The sequence below is a fragment of the Prevotella sp. 885 genome (genome assembly GCF_002265625.1).
Taxonomy (GTDB): Bacteria; Bacteroidota; Bacteroidia; order Bacteroidales; family Bacteroidaceae; genus Prevotella.
This window is the reverse complement of sequence record NZ_NOVE01000002.1, coordinates 167,563-186,539: the sequence shown is the minus strand read 5'-3', so window position 1 is coordinate 186,539 and position 18,977 is coordinate 167,563. Positions and strand designations below refer to the sequence as shown.

13 protein-coding genes and 1 pseudogene are annotated in these 18,977 nt (G+C 51.6%); 1 reads left to right on the top strand and 13 read right to left on the bottom strand.

The genetic code is table 11. The features are described 5' to 3' along the window. Positions 1-45 precede the first annotated feature (45 nt). The 13 genes from ilvA to CHL74_RS01580 form a co-directional block, all read right to left on the bottom strand. A complete protein-coding gene (gene ilvA, locus CHL74_RS01640; RefSeq protein ID WP_094879388.1) occupies positions 46-1,251 on the bottom strand; it encodes a threonine ammonia-lyase in 1,206 nt (401 codons plus the stop codon). A gap of 101 nt (positions 1,252-1,352) precedes the next feature. After that, a complete protein-coding gene (locus CHL74_RS01635; protein WP_094879387.1) occupies positions 1,353-2,768 on the bottom strand; it encodes an MBOAT family O-acyltransferase in 1,416 nt (471 codons plus the stop codon). A gap of 64 nt (positions 2,769-2,832) precedes the next feature. After that, the gene (locus CHL74_RS01630) at positions 2,833-3,879 is read right to left on the bottom strand and encodes an SGNH/GDSL hydrolase family protein (RefSeq protein WP_141241192.1); all 1,047 of its coding nucleotides are present in this window, start codon (positions 3,877-3,879) and stop codon (positions 2,833-2,835) included. 25 nt (positions 3,880-3,904) lie between these two features. After that, positions 3,905-5,281, bottom strand: a complete 1,377-nt coding sequence (locus tag CHL74_RS01625) for a UDP-N-acetylmuramoyl-tripeptide--D-alanyl-D-alanine ligase (protein ID WP_094879385.1) — start codon at positions 5,279-5,281, stop codon at positions 3,905-3,907. A gap of 60 nt (positions 5,282-5,341) precedes the next feature. Continuing rightward, positions 5,342-6,115, bottom strand: a complete 774-nt coding sequence (cdaA, locus tag CHL74_RS01620) for a diadenylate cyclase CdaA (protein WP_094879384.1) — start codon at positions 6,113-6,115, stop codon at positions 5,342-5,344. Between the two features lie 24 nt (positions 6,116-6,139). Continuing rightward, positions 6,140-6,964, bottom strand: a complete 825-nt coding sequence (folP, locus tag CHL74_RS01615; RefSeq protein WP_094879383.1) for a dihydropteroate synthase — start codon at positions 6,962-6,964, stop codon at positions 6,140-6,142. Between the two features lie 182 nt (positions 6,965-7,146). Continuing rightward, positions 7,147-8,499 carry an MATE family efflux transporter gene (locus CHL74_RS01610; RefSeq protein WP_094879382.1) on the bottom strand — a complete coding sequence of 451 codons (1,353 nt, stop codon included), beginning with the start codon at positions 8,497-8,499 and terminating at the stop codon, positions 7,147-7,149. Beyond that, positions 8,499-8,678, bottom strand: coding sequence for a DUF4250 domain-containing protein (locus tag CHL74_RS01605; RefSeq protein WP_094879381.1), 180 nt, complete (start codon positions 8,676-8,678; stop codon positions 8,499-8,501). Before CHL74_RS01605 ends, CHL74_RS01610 begins: the two co-directional genes overlap by 1 nt. Before the next feature lie 138 nt (positions 8,679-8,816). After that, positions 8,817-9,614, bottom strand: a complete 798-nt coding sequence (locus tag CHL74_RS01600) for a LytR/AlgR family response regulator transcription factor (protein WP_094879380.1) — start codon at positions 9,612-9,614, stop codon at positions 8,817-8,819. Positions 9,615-9,651: 37 nt separating this feature from the next. Beyond that, the gene (locus CHL74_RS01595) at positions 9,652-11,721 is read right to left on the bottom strand and encodes a tetratricopeptide repeat-containing sensor histidine kinase (protein ID WP_094879379.1); all 2,070 of its coding nucleotides are present in this window, start codon (positions 11,719-11,721) and stop codon (positions 9,652-9,654) included. 232 nt (positions 11,722-11,953) lie between these two features. Further along, positions 11,954-13,942, bottom strand: coding sequence for a glucosamine-6-phosphate deaminase (locus CHL74_RS01590; RefSeq protein WP_094879378.1), 1,989 nt, complete (start codon positions 13,940-13,942; stop codon positions 11,954-11,956). A 65-nt stretch (positions 13,943-14,007) separates the two neighbouring features. Beyond that, positions 14,008-16,176 (bottom strand): GH92 family glycosyl hydrolase, encoded by a 2,169-nt coding sequence (locus tag CHL74_RS01585; protein WP_176452140.1) that lies wholly within the window; start codon positions 16,174-16,176, stop codon positions 14,008-14,010. Between the two features lie 132 nt (positions 16,177-16,308). After that, positions 16,309-18,084, bottom strand: a complete 1,776-nt coding sequence (locus tag CHL74_RS01580) for a leucine-rich repeat domain-containing protein (RefSeq protein WP_094879376.1) — start codon at positions 18,082-18,084, stop codon at positions 16,309-16,311. 698 nt (positions 18,085-18,782) lie between these two features. Here CHL74_RS01580 and CHL74_RS01575 point away from each other — a divergent pair. Then, positions 18,783-18,911, top strand: a pseudogene (locus CHL74_RS01575) (ATPase); the annotation flags it as partial. Between the last annotated feature and the right edge of the window lie 66 nt (positions 18,912-18,977).

Here is an 18,977-nt window from a genome sequence, read left to right as displayed (position 1 = left end):
CTTATATGTGCTACTGTTATGTTTGCTTGACATTGCTGCCGACGCTTACAGCGTGTAGTCTACGAGTTTGAAGCCGCGCTTTACCAGCTCGTCCTTTATCTGGCGGATATGCTCCTCGTTCTTTGTTTCTGCCTGAAGACGCAGGATGCAGGAATTGACATCTTCGCTGTCGGCGTTGCGCTCATGATTGACACGCACCACGTTGGCGCCAAGCTCCGCGAACACCTTGCTTACGCCGAGCATCTGACCGGGCTTGTCCTCCAGTTCTATGCACATCGAGCAGGTGCGGCCGCTCTTGGCAAGTCCACGATAGATAACGCGGTTGAGGATGGTAACGTCAATGTTTCCGCCGCTTACCACGCAGACTGTCTTCTTGCCTTTCACCGGCACCTTATTGAACATCACGGCTGCCACGCTGGCGGCACCTGCCCCTTCTGCCACCATCTTCTCGCTCTCGATGAGCTGCAGGATGGCAGCGCAGATTTCGTCCTCGCTGACTGTGACAATCTCGTCTACGTACTTCGAGCATGTCTCGAAGGTTATCTTGCCCGGCTGCTTTACAGCGATGCCGTCGGCAATGGTTGAAACGGAAGGCAATGCTTCCTGCTTGTGATCGTTTATTGAGCGCACCATGCTGGCTGCTCCAGCCGCCTGAACACCATATACCTTCACCTCAGGATTGAGCGACTTCACTGCGAAGGCGATGCCTGAAAGCAGACCACCACCTCCTACCGGCACTACGACAGCTTCAATGTCGGGCAGCTGGTCGAGAAGTTCCAAGCCTATGGTTCCCTGTCCTGCGATTACGTTCTCGTCATCGAAGGGATGGATGAAGGTGTAGCCGTGCTCGTCACGCAGACGAAGGGCTTCCTGATAGGCGTCGTCGTATACGCCCGGCACAAGATTGACGTCTGCACCGAGACGCTTCGTGGCTTCCACCTTGCTGATTGGTGCTCCTTCCGGCAGACAGATGAGCGACTTGATGCCCATCGCTGTAGCTCCAAGCGCCACGCCCTGTGCGTGGTTGCCTGCTGAGCACGCAATCACACCCTTTGCCTTCTCCTCGTCGGAGAGCTGCGAAATCTTATAATAGGCTCCACGTATCTTGAAAGAACCTGTGAGCTGCAAGCACTCCGGCTTGAGATAAACGTCACATTCCGTGTTTATTTTCGGGGCGTGTACCAGGGCAGTCTTACGTATTACCTTACTGAGGACGTAGCGTGCCTTATAGAAGTTGTCCAAATTCAGCATATTATCCTTATTATGTTACTTAATGTATGTTTTTCCATCGCAAAAGTAAGCATTTATTCGGATATAGCCAAACTTTCGTATCAACTTATATATAATATATGTCAGAAACCACCGTATATGAACGGCTGGACATCTTCCGTAGCCATCTGCAATGCCATCTGCATGCAGACGATGAAGAGCACAAGCTTTACAGCCCACGGCAAGGTGACGAATCTCGCCTGAAGACGCTGGTATTGTCTCTCCGACACGAAGTAGGTGAGCATGACAGCGATGACCGATACGGTCCACATGGTTCGCGCATTGAAGAACGGCACGAGATAGTCCATGCTGAAGTCTGCCGCTATCTTATTGTATAGGTCGGTAAGATGCGCCATGTCCTTGGCGCGGAAGAACGACCATGCGAAGCATACATATACATAGGTGAGCGTCCAGCTAATGGCGTTGCCCCACAAGGTGGAGGGGAACGAGAAGTGGAGCTGGCGGCTGAAGAACTTGTGTATGGCAAGTCCTAAGCCGTGAAGGGCGCCCCATATCACGAACATCCAGGAAGCACCGTGCCAGAGTCCTGCCACGAGCATCGTGATGATGTTGTTGACATACATGCGGACGGTGCCGCGACGATTGCCTCCGAGGGGTATGTAGAGATAGTCGCGAAACCACGTGGAGAGCGATATGTGCCAACGGCGCCAGAAGTCGGTAAGGCTGAGCGAACGGTAAGGGAACCAGAAGTTGTCCGGAAGCCAGAAACCGAGTATGGCTGCCGTGCCGATACTAAGGTCGCTATAGCCCGAGAAGTCGAGGTAAATCTGGACGGGATAGCCCACAAGGGCTGCCGCACACTCGAAGCCTGAGAAGCCCTGAGGACCGTCGAACACCCAACTGGTGAACTGTCCGATATAGTCAGCGAGCATGTTCTTCTTCACCACGCCGAGCATTATGAGCCACAGTCCCACCCATACCATACGGCTGGACGCCTGCTCATTGCGGCGCAGACGGGGGATGAGGTTCTTGGCGCGGGTGATGGGTCCGGCAAGAAGCAGCGGGAAGAACGTCAGATAAAACATAAACTCCAACAACGTGGCATCGCCATCGAAGCGGCGACGATAGACGTCCACGGCGTAACTGATGGCTTGGAACGTGTAGAACGATATACCCACCGGCAACGCTATCGAGGCAAAGGAGAAGTTGGTGGAGAGCATCGCTCCTATAACGTCGTTCATGAAGAACGAAGCGTACTTGAAGTAGCCGAGCACTCCGAGGTCAACGACAACGAGCAGCGAGAGCAATGCCTTGCGGGCAGCTCCCTCACGCGTCTTCATTTCCTGCGTCAGAGCATAGTTGAAGCACGCCGTGGCTGGCAACAGCCACATCAGCGCACCGTTGAGTTTATAGGCAAAGAAGAGGTTGAAGGCAATGACGTATAGCATCATCGCTATCTTTGATCTCTGTCTTATAAGGGTGAAGACGGCGAGAAACGCTACGAGCGCCATCTGCACGGTTATGTCTGTATAGTCCATATATTGGATTGGTGTCAGTCTGTAACTTAATTATGAACACTATGTGGCTGGCATACATCACTGCTTACTGCGCATTGTCTGCGGCTGGAGCCTTTGCAGGAGCCTCAGCTTTAGCAGCAGACTTGGCTGCGTCAGTCTTGGCAGAGGTCTTCGCAGCGTCGGTCTTGGCAGGATTCTTGGCATTGGGCTTCGCGCCATCGGTATGTTCTGCCGTGGCATGATGCTGTGTTTCAGCCTGAGGCTTTGCTGTATGCACGTCAGATGCGGGCGTTGCAGAGTTGTCATCAAGAATCAATGACGGCTCCTCTTCAGCCTGTGCGGGCAGCGGGTCAGCACGATGTGCGGATGTTTTCGGGGTCTTGCCTACAAACAGCTGGCGATAATGCGCATTGCGTTTCTCCGGCTTTTCGAGCGCGAACGGATGCGCTGCCTTTCCGCTCTTAAGCCATGAAACCAGATGATCGGTCCATATCACACCACCATGATAGGTAGGATGACGTCCGTCCTTCTGTCTCGGGAGTTTCAGTCCCTTCGAGAGGAAGAAGTGGCGCTTGCCTGACACCTGTTCAAGGACGGTGTTAATGCCCTTGTCTTCAGCCCAGTTTGGTGGACCGACCCATGTGTAAGGCACCTTACCGACTTTCTGAATGATGGCCTCTGCACGACGACGGATGTTCTTCAGGTCTGCTGAATAAAGTTCGTTGCTGCCCAGACATATAAACACGTGTGTGGGATTGACGGAGCGCATATAGCGGACAAGAGTGTCGGTTTCCGACCATTGTTTTGTGCCCGAACCGTTCCATGTCACGCAGGTCAGCGTGTGTCCGTTCTTATTGGCGTAGTCAGAAAGGCGGAGTGCAAGAAGCTGAGTCATTGAGTCGCCGAAGATCAGCAGACGCTGCTTGGTGGTGTCCACAGCCTCTGCCGGAGCATTATCGTCCTCCGCCGCTGCCTCAATGTCGTCCGACTTCTCTCCTGCTACAGCAATGGACGGTTGTCCTATCTGCTTTAGATGCAAGGCGTCAGCTACGTAGTCTGGCACCATTGAGTAGCCAATGAAGTAGACAAGCGCGATAACGAATATCGAAATGAGTTGTAGTGTGGGTTTCACTTTTTTACTATTGAATGAATATGATTTAAAGATATTGCGGCAGTTCGAAGAGTCGTGTACCGTTGCTTCCCTTCACAAGGATATACATTCCCTGCGGCTTATGCTCTGCGATGGCTTCCTTCACCTGCGCCACGTTGTCGAACTTGCGGAATATGGCTGGTGTAGAGCAGTTTTCAAACTCCTCTCCTACGAGCCAGACCTGCTCCAATCGCATGCCAGCGAGCTGGTCAACGATGCGCTGATGCTCGTCGTGCGAGACGCTTCCAAGCTCTTTCATGTCGCCGATGATGCACATCTTGTGCTGTGCCTCAATGGTTTCGAAGTTGGCGAGGGCGGCAGCCATACTTGTAGGGTTGGCATTATATGCATCCACGATAAGACTGTTGCTCTCCGTCTTCTCAAACTGTGAGCGGTTGTTGCTCGGCACGTAGGCGGAAAGGGCATGGCAAATCTGCGACGGAGCCACATCGAAATACGTTCCGATGGTTACTGCTGCAAGCATATTGGCGAGATTGTAGTCGCCGATAAGGTGTGTTTCTACGTCGTAAGCGGTGTGGTCAGCCTCCTTACGGGCGTCGTTCCACTGGAAGCTGAGCATCGGCTCACAGCTGACAGTGTGTCCTTTAATGGCAAGCCCAGCCTCATCGCCACGTCCGTACGACGTAAGCGGAAGGTCGTGTGAGATGCCCTTAAGATACTGGTTGTCGTTGTCGATGAAGACGGTGCGAGGATGCGCTGCGACAAAGCTGTCATGCCCGGCGTTGGCTGCGGTAGCACGTGGCTCCACGATGTGGGCACGCATAAAGTCGTAAAGTTCGCCCTTTGTGCGGATGACGCCCTCGAACGATCCGAAACCCTGCAAGTGAGCGCGTCCCACGTTGGTGATAATGGCATAATCAGGCTCTACAATGTCAACAAGAGTCTTGATGTCGCCGGGGTGTGACGCTCCCATCTCCACAACGGCAATGTCGTGCTCGGGACGCAGACGCAGCAATGTCTTGGGCACGCCGATGTCGTTATTGAAGTTGCCCTGTGTGAAGAGCACGTTGTATTTCTCGCCGAGAACAGCCGAAGCAAGTTCCTTTGTGGTGGTCTTTCCGTTGGTTCCTGTAATGCCAATCACCGGTGTGCCGAGCTGACGGCGGTGGTAACGGGCGAGGAGCTGTAGGGTCTGGAGGCAGTCATCTACGATGATGAAGCGGCTGTCGCCATCCACGGCGTACTCCGATTCGTCAATGACAGCGTAGGCGCAACCCTTCTCAAGGGATGCAGCTGCAAACTTATTGCCGTCGAACGAAGCGCCCTTGAGGGCGAAGAAAATGGAACCGGCAGGACAGTCACGGCTGTCGGTGGTGATGGTAGGGTGTTGCTCGAAGAGCTTGTAGAGTTCGGATAATTCCATTTTTTACAGTTACTGTAAGTATCTATTTATATATGTATATTGCTATCGGATGATGGTTCATCAGAGCGACATCTCCTTAGAGAGGATGTTCTCGAGTTTCTCAGCGGAGAGCCTCAACTGGAAGGTTCCCTTTATAGCCACGGAAATGCCTCCCGTCTCCTCGCTTACAACGATGGCAATGCAGTCGCTGTCCTGCGATATGCCGAGAGCGGCACGGTGGCGCAAGCCAAGTTCCTTTGGTATGTCGTGGTTGTGACTGACGGGCAGGATGCATCCTGCTGCACGTATGCGCTTGTTCACTATCACCATCGCACCGTCATGGAGCGGCGAGTTCTTAAAGAAGATGTTCTCGATGAGCCGCTGATTGATGCGTGCGTCGAGGACGTCTCCCGTGTCGACAATGTCGTCAAGACTGATGGCACGCTCAATAACTATGAGCGCTCCAACCTTACCTCTGGACAAATCCATACACGCCATCACGATGGGCATGATGGTTTCCTTGTCGATGTTCTTGTCCTTGTCGCGATTGCTGAAGAAGAAGCGCATTATGGTCTGGAAACGCTGATGTGCTCCGAGCGAATAGAGGAAGCGGCGTATGTCCTCCTGAAAAAGGACAATAAGCGCCAGCACACCCACGGAGACAAGCTTGTCCATGATGGCACCGAGGAGGCGCATCTCAAGCACCTGACTCACGAAGAGCCAGATAACCACAAAGACGATGATGCCGATGAAGACGTTGAGAGAACGGCTCTCCTTCATCAGACGGTAGATATAGAAGAGCATCAGGGCGACAAGAAAGATGTCGATGATGTCCTTTATGGATATTTCAAACATACGCGTATATGTATTGTGAAAGTGTCAATCACTCAAGCCGCCGCAGCACACAACGGTCTGCACGGCTTCCTTAACGTCATGCACACGCAGGATGGAGGCTCCCTTCATGAGCGACACAGCGTTGAGGGCGATGGTTCCGGGCAATGACGTAGTAGGGTCGCCGCCGGCTTTCTTGAATATCATGCTCTTGCGCGATATGCCTACAAGAACGGGAAGTTCAAGTTCGGCGAGGCGCTCCGCATGACTCAATATCTCATAGTTCTGGTCGAGGGTCTTGCCGAAGCCGTATCCCGGGTCGAGGATGGTGTCCTTTGCGCCGAGATCGCGAAGGCGCTGCACCTCATCAGCGAAGTTCTTCATCATCGTTTCGAGGGTGGGCTGCACGGACATGAGGATGTAAGGCACCTGCAGCTGTGCGACAGTCTGAAACATGTCGCCTTCCTCGTGTATCGGGGTGTCGACGATGCCAGTGATGCCTCCCTCCGACACGTCGTTGATGATGTCCGCTCCAAACTCCTCCACGCAGCGGCGTGCCACGCGAGGACGATAGGTGTCGACGGAAACGATGGCGTCGGGCTGCTCTCGTCTCACGATGGCAAGGGCATGCTTAAGGCGCGATGTCTCTTCGTCTTCGCTCACTTCCATTGCTCCGGGACGCGTTGAGAACGCGCCGACGTCAATCATACGTCCTCCTTCGGAGATAATCTGATTGGCACGGTCGGCTATCTCGGCTTCTGTCTGCTTGCGAGATCCTGAATAAAAGGAGTCGGGGGTAGCATTGAGGATGCCCATCACCATTGGCTGGGAGAGGTCAACAAGACGCCCGCGAACGTTTATTGTGTATTGCATGTCTTTTCTGTTTTTGAGTTAGGGGATAGAGGCTCTAGACATTCTAGAGATTCTAGACCTTCTAGATATTCTAGAGGTTCTAGGCATTCTAGAAGAGCAAGAAGGCCTCTCTCCCTTTAACTTCGCAAAATACGCAATAAATTTTGAGACTGCCAAATTATTGGGAGAGAATTTTCCAGGGGCTATGCCTTGGGGCTCTTGTCCAGCGCTTTCATCTGACTTCTGAACCTCCACCACATCATCACGCCGGCTGTTGTCAGTCCGAAGGGGAACGCCATCCATACGCCTACGAGACCGTAGCCTAAGGGGAAGGCGAAGACATAGCTCAGGGGCAGGGAGATGACAAAGAAGGCTATGAAGGCTATGACGACGAGGGGCTTGACGTCGGCTATGCCTCGCAGGGCATTGGCGTAGGTAATCTGAAGGCCGTCTCCAAACTGATAGATGAAGAACGGCAACATCAGCGACACCACACCACTTGTCACGGCTGCCGAATCAGTAAACCATGATCCTATGTCATATCTCAGCAGGAAGATGATGCCACCCAGAAGCAGCTCTAAAGCCACCATAAGATGTAGCCCGGCTATGACGGTCTGACGTGTGCCATGATGGTCTGACTGTCCGTGGAAATAGCTCACACGAACGGCTACCGCGGCTCCAAGACCGTAATAAACCATGAACGTAAACTGCGATATGGTGGTCATTACCTGATGCGAAGCGAGCGCTATGGTGCCAATCCAACCCACCATTATTACGGTAAGCGAGAAGGCTGCGGTCTCCATACCCATCTCAAGGGCAATGGGCGAACCGATGGCAACAAGCCTACGTACCACGGAGCGCGACCAGCCCAAACCGGCAAAGCCCTCACGATAAGCGGCGAAGGTGCGGCGTGTCCAGAAGACGATGCAGAACATCACCACCATATATATTCGTGAGAAAAGCGTGGAAACACCTGCTCCTACTACGCCAAGCTCTGGGAAACCAGCCTTACCGTAGATGAGAAGATAATTGCCGAGGATGTTAAGGACATTGCCGGAGAGCAATATCCACATCGACGTGCGTGTCTCCGTTATGCTGTCCGTGAACTGCTTAAAAGCATTGAAGAGCATCACGAAGGGCAGCGACGCAAGCAACACCAGGTAATAAGGGCGTATGTACGGCATCAGTTCGTCAGGCTGTCCGAGTCGGTCAACAAACAGATAAAGCGTACCGAGAGCCAATACCATGACAGCGGCAGCCAGCGTGTTGGCGACAAGGGCGGAGCGGAGAGCCGAACCTGCCTGAGCCAATTCGCGTCGTCCGAAGGCTCCTCCTACGATCGGGGTCAGTCCGTAAGAGAATCCGGTGCCTGCGATGATGACAAGATTGACGATACTGTTGACGAAAGAAGCAGCACCCAACTCCGTGGTGCTGTGATGACCTACCATCATCGTGTCGGCGAAGCTGAGCACTATCATTCCCATCTGTCCTATCATGATGGGAATGCCGATGGAGAGCAACGCAAGGTAGTGGTGGCGTGTAGGTCTTGTGTTCATTACCAGAATTTGTTTTGTTCAGCGTTATACTCAAATCCGGCGGCAGCCAGACGATCCATTATCTCCTGTTTGTCGACATGAAGGTCGTCACAAAGCGCATCAAGCGATGGATAAATGTCGCGCAAGCGCATATTGATGACGCTGAAGAGCATCATCGGATCCTTTGGTAAATCTAACATTCTACTTGTATCCTTTCTTTTTTTCTTTTTTAAAACACATTAAGGGTACAAAGTTACGCATTTTTCCGCCAAGTCAAGTCTTTATCACATATTTATATTATATGTACTGCCATTTGATTGACCCAAGACAAAGCCCTCTTAGAAGCCGCTGAACATCTCGATGAGCTTCTTCCTGTAGAATCTGCCCACCTTCACATCCGTCAGATTGTTGAACGGCGGGAAGAGTCGGCACGTATTGTCGGTCACCTCCATAAGGTAAGTGAGATTGATGATATGCTTCTGGCTGACACGGACAAGGGACGGATCGAGCGCCACAATCATGTCGCTCGTCACGTTTCGCTTCAGTCGTATGGGCTTGTCAAGTCCTGAGACGTACATCTCCCACACTCTCGAACCGTGCTGATAAGCCACGATGCCGATGTCGCGAACGTCCACAAGGCGGAAGTCCACGGCATTGGTATAGATAAGGAACTTGCCGTCCGTGCGGCGTCCGATGCCGTCGGCATACATCGTCACTGCATTGGCGGCATTGTCTGACAAAGCCACACGCATCGGCGAAACGGGCTTCGGCATCTGCATATCGAGGCAGACACGACGGATGATGGTGCGCAGTTCCTGGTCGTCGATGGGCTTCATCAGATAGTCGAACGCCTGGTTGCGGAAGGCGGAAAGCATAAACTTCTGATGTGCCGTATACATCACCACGCGACAATCGCTTGCAGCCGAATCGGCGATGCGTTCCAGAAACTCTATGCCGGAGATGTCCGGCAGCTCGATATCGAGGAACAGCAAGTCGGGGTTTGTGTCCATGACGAGGGCCAGTCCGTCCATTCCGTTAGTGGCAATGCCGGAGATATGAGCCTCCTCAAATCCCTTCAGTTTATCGGCAAGCAATCTCGCAGCCGTCTTGTCGTCGTCTACAATAGCGATGTTCATCTTTCTCTATGTCCGTTTAAAGTGTTTAATAAAAGTATCAATAACGTATTCCGTCAGGCACAGCTAATGTTGCCTGACAACCCTTCACCTTTCCTTCCTTGTCGGTGATGTTATGTATGTCGAACCGCATCTTCCTGCGGTTTCGCTGGTTAGTCACAGCTATGGTCTGCGTGATAACCCCAAGTCCAGTTTTCTTCTTCAGTCTGAGATGGTTGAATCCCGGTCCGTTGTCGGTCACGGTCACCACCGTCTGCATCGCTCCGTCGCGTGCCTCGTCATTTACGGGCTGGCGTGTGATGCTGATGGAGAGTTCCTTATGTCCTTCCCATCCCTTCAGTCCGTGTACGATGGCGTTCTCGGTAAGAATCTGCAGGAACATCGAAGGCATATTGATGGTGCTCATGTCCAGTCCCTCACAGATGTCCAGACGGAACGTGAAATCGTCGCCAAGCAGATATCGCTCCAGCGTGACATACTTATGCAGGTAGTCCACCTCGCGGTCAAGCGTAATGCAGGGCATCAGCGACATGTCGAGGTTTGCCCTAATCAGCTTCGATAGCGCCAAGAGTTCGGACGCCTCTTTCTCGTCTGACGAACCTATCTTGTTGTTCAGGACGTTGAAGACGAAGTGAGGCGAGATGCGGTTGCGCATATTGAGGAGTTTCAGATTGAGGATATCCACCTGATACTCTACGCGTTTCTTCTTCATTCTCATCAGCCACACCACCATAATCAACACCAAGAGCAGCACTACAGACACAGCTATAGACACCTGCGTATTGGCTTTCTGTATGACGGCGTTCTTGTGCTCTATGGCAATGTCGTGATGCAGTCGGGTGGTGTCTGACTGGAATCGTGCCATGATTTCGGCTGATCGCATCTTCGACTTGTTGTGTTCCAGCGAATCCGTGTAAGCAACGTCTTCCTCCAGCGTGGTGTAAGCCTTACGGTAATCTCCCTTGAACGCATAGTAAAGGCGCAGATATCGGTTGCGGATGTTCACCATCATATAAGGCACGGCATCATTAGGCTTCTCCGACGCCAGAATCTTTGTCACCTTCTGTATGTCATGCTCCTTCACCGCCAGTCCGATGCGGATGGTGTTGCAGTAATAGTTGGCTGTGACATCCCCTACCCTACGGAAGAACGGCTCCACCTCGTCCAGCATGCGCTTCGACTGTGCGAGGCTGTCCATATTAAGATAAACGTCGGCGAGGTTTATCTTGCAGAGATACATGTCGAAGTGGTCCTGCAGCTTATTGTCTTCAAGCTGCCGCTTCATACGGAGGAACATCTTTAATGCGGAGGGATAATCCTTCGTGAAGTAATAGAAGTTGCCGCAGTTGCAGAGATAGTATGACTGCATGGCGGGTGTCATGTCGGAGTAGTGTTTCTCCGTGGCGCGATAATACTTCAGGGCGTTACGTTCGTCGCCGAGCGTCAGATAAATCTGAGCCAGTCCCATATATAGCGTCACGTTCTCCTGTTCAGGCATTCGGAGCGAGTCCACTAAGAAGAGGGCGCGGCGATAACAGCGTGCTGCCTCTGGGATGTCGCTGCATTGTATGTATGCGTCGCCAAGATTGGCGTACGTCTTCGGCATTTCCTCCTTGCTGTCGCTGTTCTTTAGCAGGCTGAGCGCTTTCTTATACATCGGCACGCTCACCTCACGGTCACGATGGAAGTTATGATTGACAGCTGCAAGGCAGTTGTATGCGCCGGCGAGAAGCGAATTGAGTCGGGACAGATTCTTACAGCCTTCCTTCGTCTGCATCTCGCGCTTGCAGAAAGCCTCAATGCGGCTCACGCAGGCATCCACTCTCTCCGGCTCCGTGGAGAGCCAGTAGATACGGGCAAGTCTGAGATAATATTCGTAATAGGTGATGCTGTCTTTTGCGTTTTTCATTCCCTGATGCACGATAGCCTCCATATTCGGGACGCGCTTCACAATTGAGTCGTCTATTTGGCTGAGACGTTTGAGCCTGACGGTATCGGTGCCGTCAGCACGGTCTGTCTTGCCTCCGCATGCCGAGGCTAATGCCATGACGATGAACGCCGTGGCAAGGGCAAACAAGCGAAATGAATTTTTGTTCGTGTTATGGCGCATTGGTTCAAATCACAGCAAGTGGTAGGTAAAATCTAAAATATTATTCGTTCTTTTTGCAAAGTTAGCGATTTTTTTAAAAGAACCAAATAAAAAGCAAAATTTTAGACACAAATATCATCAACGTATTTGTAGGCATACGAAAAAGGGCGACCGGACTCACGTCCAATCGCCCCCGAAAAACGTTATGTGGATATACAAAATTATAAGAAAAGTCTTTACATCTTAGCGTGCATTACGGATTGTAGCGCACGAAAGCCTCCATTGCCTCGTAGCATGCCAAGCCGAGCGAATGATAAAGCTCTGCCGTAGCATGATTGCGGTCTTCGGCACGCTGCCAGAAGAGACGCTCGTCATTGCCGAGGAAGGGTGCGCTCTCCATCTGCGAAGAGTGCTTGAGGATGCTGTTACGCTTGCCGCGGAGCTCCTCCGGCGACATGGGCACGCACATCTCGATGTTCTCGATTTCCCATTCTGCCCACGCTCCGCGATACATCCAGATGCGGCAGTCGTCAAGCCATGCTGCGCCTGCCTGCTTCTCGAGGTCCACGGCTGCGAGCACGGCGTCCGTACACTTGCGGTGTGTGCCGTGCGGGTCGGCGAGGTCGCCTGCCACGTAAATCTGATGCGGCTTCACCTTCTGGAGCAGCGCACGTACAATCTCGACGTCCTTCTCCGTCATCGGGAGCTTCTCTATCTTGCCCGACTCATAGAACGGGAGGTCGAGGAAGTGGACGTGGTCGAGGGGGATGCCGTTGTAGGTGCAGGCTGTGCGTGCCTCACCGCGACGGATGAGTCCCTTTATGGTGCGCACCTCAGGCGTGTCGATGTCTGACGGACGCTTCTGTGCAAGGAAGTTCTTGATGTCAGCATACATCTTCTTTATCACCTCGTCCTTGTTGTCGCAGAACAGCTGGTTATATCCGTTGACGAAGTGCATGAAGCGTGTCACCTCCTCGTCGCCCACGGCGATGTTGCCAGAGGTCTCGTATGCCACGTGCACGTCATGGTTCTGCTGAACGAGGCGGCGGATGGTACCACCCATTGAGATGACGTCGTCATCGGGATGCGGCGAGAACACTATCACGCGCTTCTGTGCCGGCATGGCACGTTCCGGGCGATTGGTGTCGTCGGCGTTGGGCTTGCCGCCGGGCCATCCTGTGATGGTGTGCTGCAGGTCGTTGAATATCTTGATGTTGCAGTTGTATGCCGAACCGAAACGGGCAAGCAGGTCTGAAAGTCCGTTCTCGTTATAGTCCTTATTGGTGAGCTTCAAGATTGGCTTGTCCAGCAGCTGGCAAAGCCAGACGACGGCGGCGCGGATGGTCTTCTCGGTCCACTCGCAGTTGGTGACAAGCCAGGGGTGGACGATACGCGTGAGCTTGGCGGCGGCAGCAAGGTCGCAGACAAACTTGGCGTCGTTGTGGGTCTGTACGAAGGATGCGGGGATGGCGTCCGTAACGGGGCCTTCCACAATCTTCTGCACCATCTCTGCCTTCTCCTCGCCCCATGCCGTAAGGAACATCTTGTGGGCTGAAAGGAGGGTGTGCACACCCATGGTGATGGAGCACGGCGGCACCTGCTCCTGTGTGCCGAAGCTGTTGGTCATCTCGTCGCGTGAGGTCTGGTCGATGAGGATGATGCGGCTTTGCGATGCAAGGCTCGAGCCAGGCTCGTTGGTGGCAATGTTGCCCATACGTCCGATGCCGAGGAGGGCGATGTCGAGTCCGCCTTCGGCTGCAATGAGCTGCTCATAGGCGCGGCAGTGCTCGAGGACGTCTTCCTGTCCGATGTGTCCGTCGGGTGTGTGAATGTTCTCTGCCTTCACGTCCACGTGATCGAGGAAGCGTGCGCGGAGCTGGCTGATGGCGCTGTGCTTGCTGTCGGCGTTGAGGGGGAAATATTCGTATGCGTTGAACACTACGACATTGTCGAAGCTCAGTCCGCATTCCTTATGACGGCGCACGAGTTCCTCATAGACGGGAGTGAGCGAGAGACCCGTACCGAGGGCGAGCACGCATTTTCTGCCTGCTTCCTTGGCACGCTTTATCTCCTTCTCCACGCTGTCAGCAATGAGCTTGGCTCCTTCTTCCACGCTTGGGAAGATGTCGGTGAAGATTTTCTCACAACGCGTAATCTCTGAACGCTCCACTGCTGTACGAGGACGGTAGTACTGTTCAGGAACTTTGTTAAGTACAATCTGTGAACTTAGATGAAGATTCATAACAGTAAAATATTAAGTTGTGTATGACCTGTTGTTTTTTCTCTCTGATTGTCCGGCTGCCAGCTTTATGGTCTGTCAGCCTTCTTTGTGCCCCACTTAGAGGGTTTCGGGCCCATCACCAGCTCCAGCGTTCCGCCGTGGCGGATGTCATCAAACTCGATGTATGACTTGCTGTGAGGCTTGCCGTTGAGACGTGCGCTCTGCACGTAGATGTTGCGGTCCGAATTGTTCTTAGCCACGACGGTGAACTTCTTGCCGCCACCGACGTTTACCGAAGCCTTGTCGAAGAGCGGCGATCCGATTACGAAGCGTCCGCCTACGGGGTCCACCTGATAGAGTCCCATGGCAGAGATGATATACCATGCCGACATCTGACCTACGTCCTCATTGCCTGAGAGTCCGTCTGGCTGGTCACGATACATCTCATTCATCATCTTGCGGAGCATGGGGGCAGCCTTGTCGGGACGTCCGGCGTAGTTATACATATATATAACATGGTGGCTGGGCTCATTGCCGTGGGCATACTGTCCTGTCATGCCTGACATGTCGGGCGAAGCGTTGTCGCCGGCGTAGCCTTCTACGAAGAAGAGCGAGTCGAGCTTGGTCATGAATGCCTTGTCCGAACCGAAGAGCGAGATAAGGCCACGCACGTCGTGGGGAACGAGGAAGGTGTACTGCCAAGCGTTACCCTCGGTGTAGTCGTTGGTGCGGTGCTCTGCGAAGAAGGGATTGAAGGGCTCGCGGAAGGTGCCGTCGGTGCTGATGGCACGGAGGAAGCGTGTCTTCGGATCCCAGTATTTCTTGTATGAGCGTGAACGGTTGTAGAAGTATTCCTGATCGGCTGTCTTGCCGAGCATCTTGGCCACCTTAGCCACGCCGTCGTCAGCCTCGCAGTATTCCAGCGCCTTTGCCACGGTCTCATTGGTGGGTTCGAGGTTCCAGGGAATGTAGCCGTGCTCCTTGAGCAGACCGAGCGAACGGTCGTCCTTCATCTGTGTGGCTTTCAGGGCTTCGAAGGCAAGTTCCTTGTCCTCCACAAATCCCTTCATGGTAAGGTCGGCAAGTACGATGGCGCCGGGGTTGCCCACCATGCAGTCGGTCTCTGATCCCATGAGATGCCATACGGGGAGGCGTCCCTGCTGCTTGTAGATGTTGAGGAATGTCTTGGCAAAGTCGCGCTGCATCTCGGGGAAGAGGAAGCTCATTAGCGGGTGTGAAGCGCGGTATGTGTCCCAGAGCGAGAGTGTGGTGTAGTTGGTGAAGTCTGCCTTGTGCACCTTTCCGTCTGCGCCACGATACTCGAGGTCAACGTCGTTGAACTTAGAGCATGAGGTCATGAGATGATACATGGCAGTATAGAAGATGCGCTTCTTGGTGAGGTCGTTGGTCTGAATCTCGATGCGCGAGAGCTGACGGTTCCAAGCCTCATCAGCTGCTTTAACGGCAGCGTCGAAGTCCCATGCGGGCAGTTCGGCAGCCATGTTGGCTTTAGCCTTGTCGATGTTGACAGGCGAGAGCGCCACCTTCACGAGCAACGGCTTCGTGGCGTCGCTTACTGTGATCATCACGCGCTCCATCGAGTCGAGGCGTTGCACGGTTACGGGCTGCGAAAACTCGATGTCAAAGTAGATGCGACGGTCTGCTGCCCATCCGTTGGAGCGGCGGAATCCGGTGAGGCGGGTGGGTGTCTCCTGTGTGAGGAGGCAGTCATTGAGCTTGTCCCATCCTATGCACTGCGAGAGGTCGAGTGCGAGCTGTGCCTTGGCGCCGTTCTGGAATGTGTAGCGATGGAAGCCGCAACGTTCCGTAGCGGTCAGCTCCACGAGCACTTCGGGTTCGTGAAGGCGGAGCGAGTAATAGCCCGGGTGCATCTTCTCGTCGTCATGCGAGAAGCGTGCCGCCGTCTGCTTGCTGTCCTTGATGGGCAGGAATGCCACGTCGCCGAGACATCCGATGCCGGTGCCTGAGAGGTGCATGTGGCCGAAGCCTATCAGCTCGTTGTCGTCATAATAATAGCCTGAGCACCAGTCCCAACCGCGTGTAGGCTCTGTGGGGCCGAGCTGAACGAGTCCGAAGGGCACATTGGCGCCCATAAACGTATGGCCGTGTCCACCTGTTCCGACGTACTGGTTGACATACTGGGTGAGGTTTGGAGCAGCAGCTGCATTGATGATGCCCATAAAGAGCAACAACACAGCCACCGCTGTAGATCGCAATAGATTTGTTGTCTTCATAAATTAATTTTTAGCAAGTGCAAATATACAACAAATATGTCGGGATGTCGGCAATTTTACGGACTTTTAGAGCACACGGAAAATAAAAAAATCTTAAAATCGGAAGAGCAGCGAAAGACGCTTGCCGCATCATCACTTTACCACCACCCTCTTCACGGTGCCATCGTCATACTTTACGATGTTGATGCCCCTTGTCGGCGATTTGATACGCTGACCATTAACCGTGTAGCGTGCCACTTCCTTCGCATCATCACCGGCAACGGCGGACTTGACGTCAGTCCCCGTAACATCGAATTCCTGGATATAAAACCTTGACCAAGACGGATCACAGAAATAATTCCCCGAACAGCCCTGTGGTACATATAAATATATAAAATCACCCGTTACCGTAGTAGCAAAGGAAAAATCTTCAAGTGTCGCAGGTTCTGGCATATAGGCATATACACACTTTAGTTTGTCACTATTGCCAAACGCAGCTTCTTTTATTATCTTCAAGCCTTCAGGCAAAGTAAGATAGATAAGGTCTGATTGATCCTGGAAAGAAGAGGCACCTATAGTGTCAACCGAAGCAGGAACCTTATAGTCCTCTATGTGTCCAAGGGCATAAATAATCTTGTTTTTGTTCTTGTTGAACAACACCGTACCTTCAGAAGAATAGTTCGGATTAGCCTCATCCATATTAAAGGATGTCACACCTGTGCATCCTTCGAATGCACCTTCGGAGATATTTTCCGTGGCAGCAGGTATAGACAATGAGGCAAGACTGGAACAATCCTTAAAGGCAGCATACTGAATAGACTTCAAGCTCTTGGGCAAAGACACGGACTGAAGGCTGGTGCAACCGTCGAACAGAGAAATCTGGACTTGAGTCAGACCTTCTGGCAAAGACACCGAGAGAACGCGCGACTGATCGCGGAATGCCCATTCATTTATATCACGGACTGTGGCAGGCACTTTATAATCACCTTCTATCTGGCCCAAGGCACAAATAAGTCTGGTCTTGTCCTTATTGAACAATACCGTGCCTTCAGAAGAATAATTCTGATTAGCCTCATCCACATGAAAAGAAGTAATGCCAGAGCATCCATCGAACGCGTCCCGACCTATTTCGGACACGCTTGCAGGAATGTACAACGAGGTAAGGCTGACACAGCCTGCAAAGGTGTATTCCAATATACAATCAAGCTTCTTTGGCAAAGTTATGGATTTAAGGCTGGTGCAGCCTTCGAATGTATAGCCGTAGAAATAAACCATATCCTCGGGTAAAGACACAGAGGTAAGACTGGTGCAATTCATGAAGGTACTGGTGCCATCTATTTTCTTCAAGGTTGAAGGTAAAGTCACAGACGTAAGACTGGTGCAACCAGCAAATACACCACCTTCCATGTGGGTCAGTCCTTCCGGAAGGACAACAGAGGTGAGAGAGTCACAGCAAGAGAAAACACTTGACTCGATTGACTTCAGCGTCTTCGGCAATATTATGGATTTCAGGGTCTTCGATTCCGTAAAGAGATAACTGCAGAAAGTATCGTCCTTTAACTCCGCCTTTAACTTTGAAGGAGCATTGTGACGAGGAACATATACAACCACATTGCCGCCTCCGATAATTTTGGCATCAAGAAGATCGAGATGTTGCAGGTTTCCGGTTTCTTTATTATTCTGGCTGTCATGACAGCATGCCATCCTTCTGAGCCACTCCAAGTCCTGCGAATTAACCTTACCAGTAACCTTAAGATTAGTTATCCTTGTTCTGTCTGCTTTCTTTATCAGACTGGACAAGGTTCCTGCACTCTTGACATTCACCACTACTTGCTCTGTAATCAGATTGTCGGCGGCTTGAGCAGTAAGGCTACACAACAACAATAACATAAAAGACAATAAATGTCTTGTAAAAACAGACTTATTCATAATAGTACGTTTTTAGATGGTTCAAGGGCAATGTATCTATTGCCAATAACAAAGTTAGGCATTTTATCAATACCATGATAAAAAACGACAACATTTTTTATCTTAAATTAGCAGACTTATAATTTTACAAGAAAGCAAAACTCAAAATTCCTAATTCCTAATTCTTCGGCGGCGGTTCCGCCGAAGACAATATTTGCATTTCTAACGCTCAATACTATGAGTTGAGCGCACAACAAAATCTTTGGTGCGAAATTCTTGAGTTTTGAGCGTGCAGCGATAGTATATTGACATACAGCTGATTATGCAGGCAAAGGAAGAAATGTGCAATGAATACAAGCCTCATAGGGTTGCAATAGCGCCACTTTTACACTCTAATAGTGGCACTATTGTACTGTAAAAGTGGCACTATCGTTAAGCATTGGTGCTGTTTGCACAGCAAAACACCATAAAAACAGCGTTTTGATTCTCTATAATTGATTTTTATTTTGTAACAACTTTTTACTCTTTGTACGATATTTGCATGGTGGACATGAAGACGTTTTTGACAAGAAGATATGTTAAGTTTATAGAAATATGTGCAGAAAAGTGTAGAGTACAGGATGCTTTATGTGCAGAAAAATGTATCTTTGCATATAAACTATGTGCAGAAAAATGTATTCAACGGCCATTTTTATGTGCAGAAAAATGTAAACAGCACTATGGAAAGACTTGTATTGCAGCAACTTAAAGAATGGAAAGAGCGTAAAGACAGAAAGCCTCTGATTGTGAATGGAGCGAGACAAGTGGGAAAGACTTGGGCTTTACGTGAGTTTGCCAAACGCGAATATGTGTTCCTTTGTATGTTATATAAAAACAGTTAATGCCGAAACTTGAGACGGTAAGATTTGTGGCAG

What these genes read in the sequence shown, in the direction of transcription:
- cdaA (WP_094879384.1), bottom strand. Translation starts at nt 6,115, where the DNA reads ATGTTTGAAATATCCATAAAGGACATCATCGACATCTTTCTTGTCGCC.
- CHL74_RS01600 (WP_094879380.1), bottom strand. Translation starts at nt 9,614, where the DNA reads ATGAACATCGCTATTGTAGACGACGACAAGACGGCTGCGAGATTGCTT.
- CHL74_RS01580 (WP_094879376.1), bottom strand. Translation starts at nt 18,084, where the DNA reads ATGAATAAGTCTGTTTTTACAAGACATTTATTGTCTTTTATGTTATTG.
- CHL74_RS01590 (WP_094879378.1), bottom strand. Translation starts at nt 13,942, where the DNA reads ATGAATCTTCATCTAAGTTCACAGATTGTACTTAACAAAGTTCCTGAA.
- CHL74_RS01605 (WP_094879381.1), bottom strand. Translation starts at nt 8,678, where the DNA reads ATGTTAGATTTACCAAAGGATCCGATGATGCTCTTCAGCGTCATCAAT.
- CHL74_RS01595 (WP_094879379.1), bottom strand. Translation starts at nt 11,721, where the DNA reads ATGCGCCATAACACGAACAAAAATTCATTTCGCTTGTTTGCCCTTGCC.
- CHL74_RS01625 (WP_094879385.1), bottom strand. Translation starts at nt 5,281, where the DNA reads ATGGAATTATCCGAACTCTACAAGCTCTTCGAGCAACACCCTACCATC.
- CHL74_RS01585 (WP_176452140.1), bottom strand. Translation starts at nt 16,176, where the DNA reads ATGAAGACAACAAATCTATTGCGATCTACAGCGGTGGCTGTGTTGTTG.
- folP (WP_094879383.1), bottom strand. Translation starts at nt 6,964, where the DNA reads ATGCAATACACAATAAACGTTCGCGGGCGTCTTGTTGACCTCTCCCAG.
- CHL74_RS01610 (WP_094879382.1), bottom strand. Translation starts at nt 8,499, where the DNA reads ATGAACACAAGACCTACACGCCACCACTACCTTGCGTTGCTCTCCATC.
- CHL74_RS01635 (WP_094879387.1), bottom strand. Translation starts at nt 2,768, where the DNA reads ATGGACTATACAGACATAACCGTGCAGATGGCGCTCGTAGCGTTTCTC.
- ilvA (WP_094879388.1), bottom strand. Translation starts at nt 1,251, where the DNA reads ATGCTGAATTTGGACAACTTCTATAAGGCACGCTACGTCCTCAGTAAG.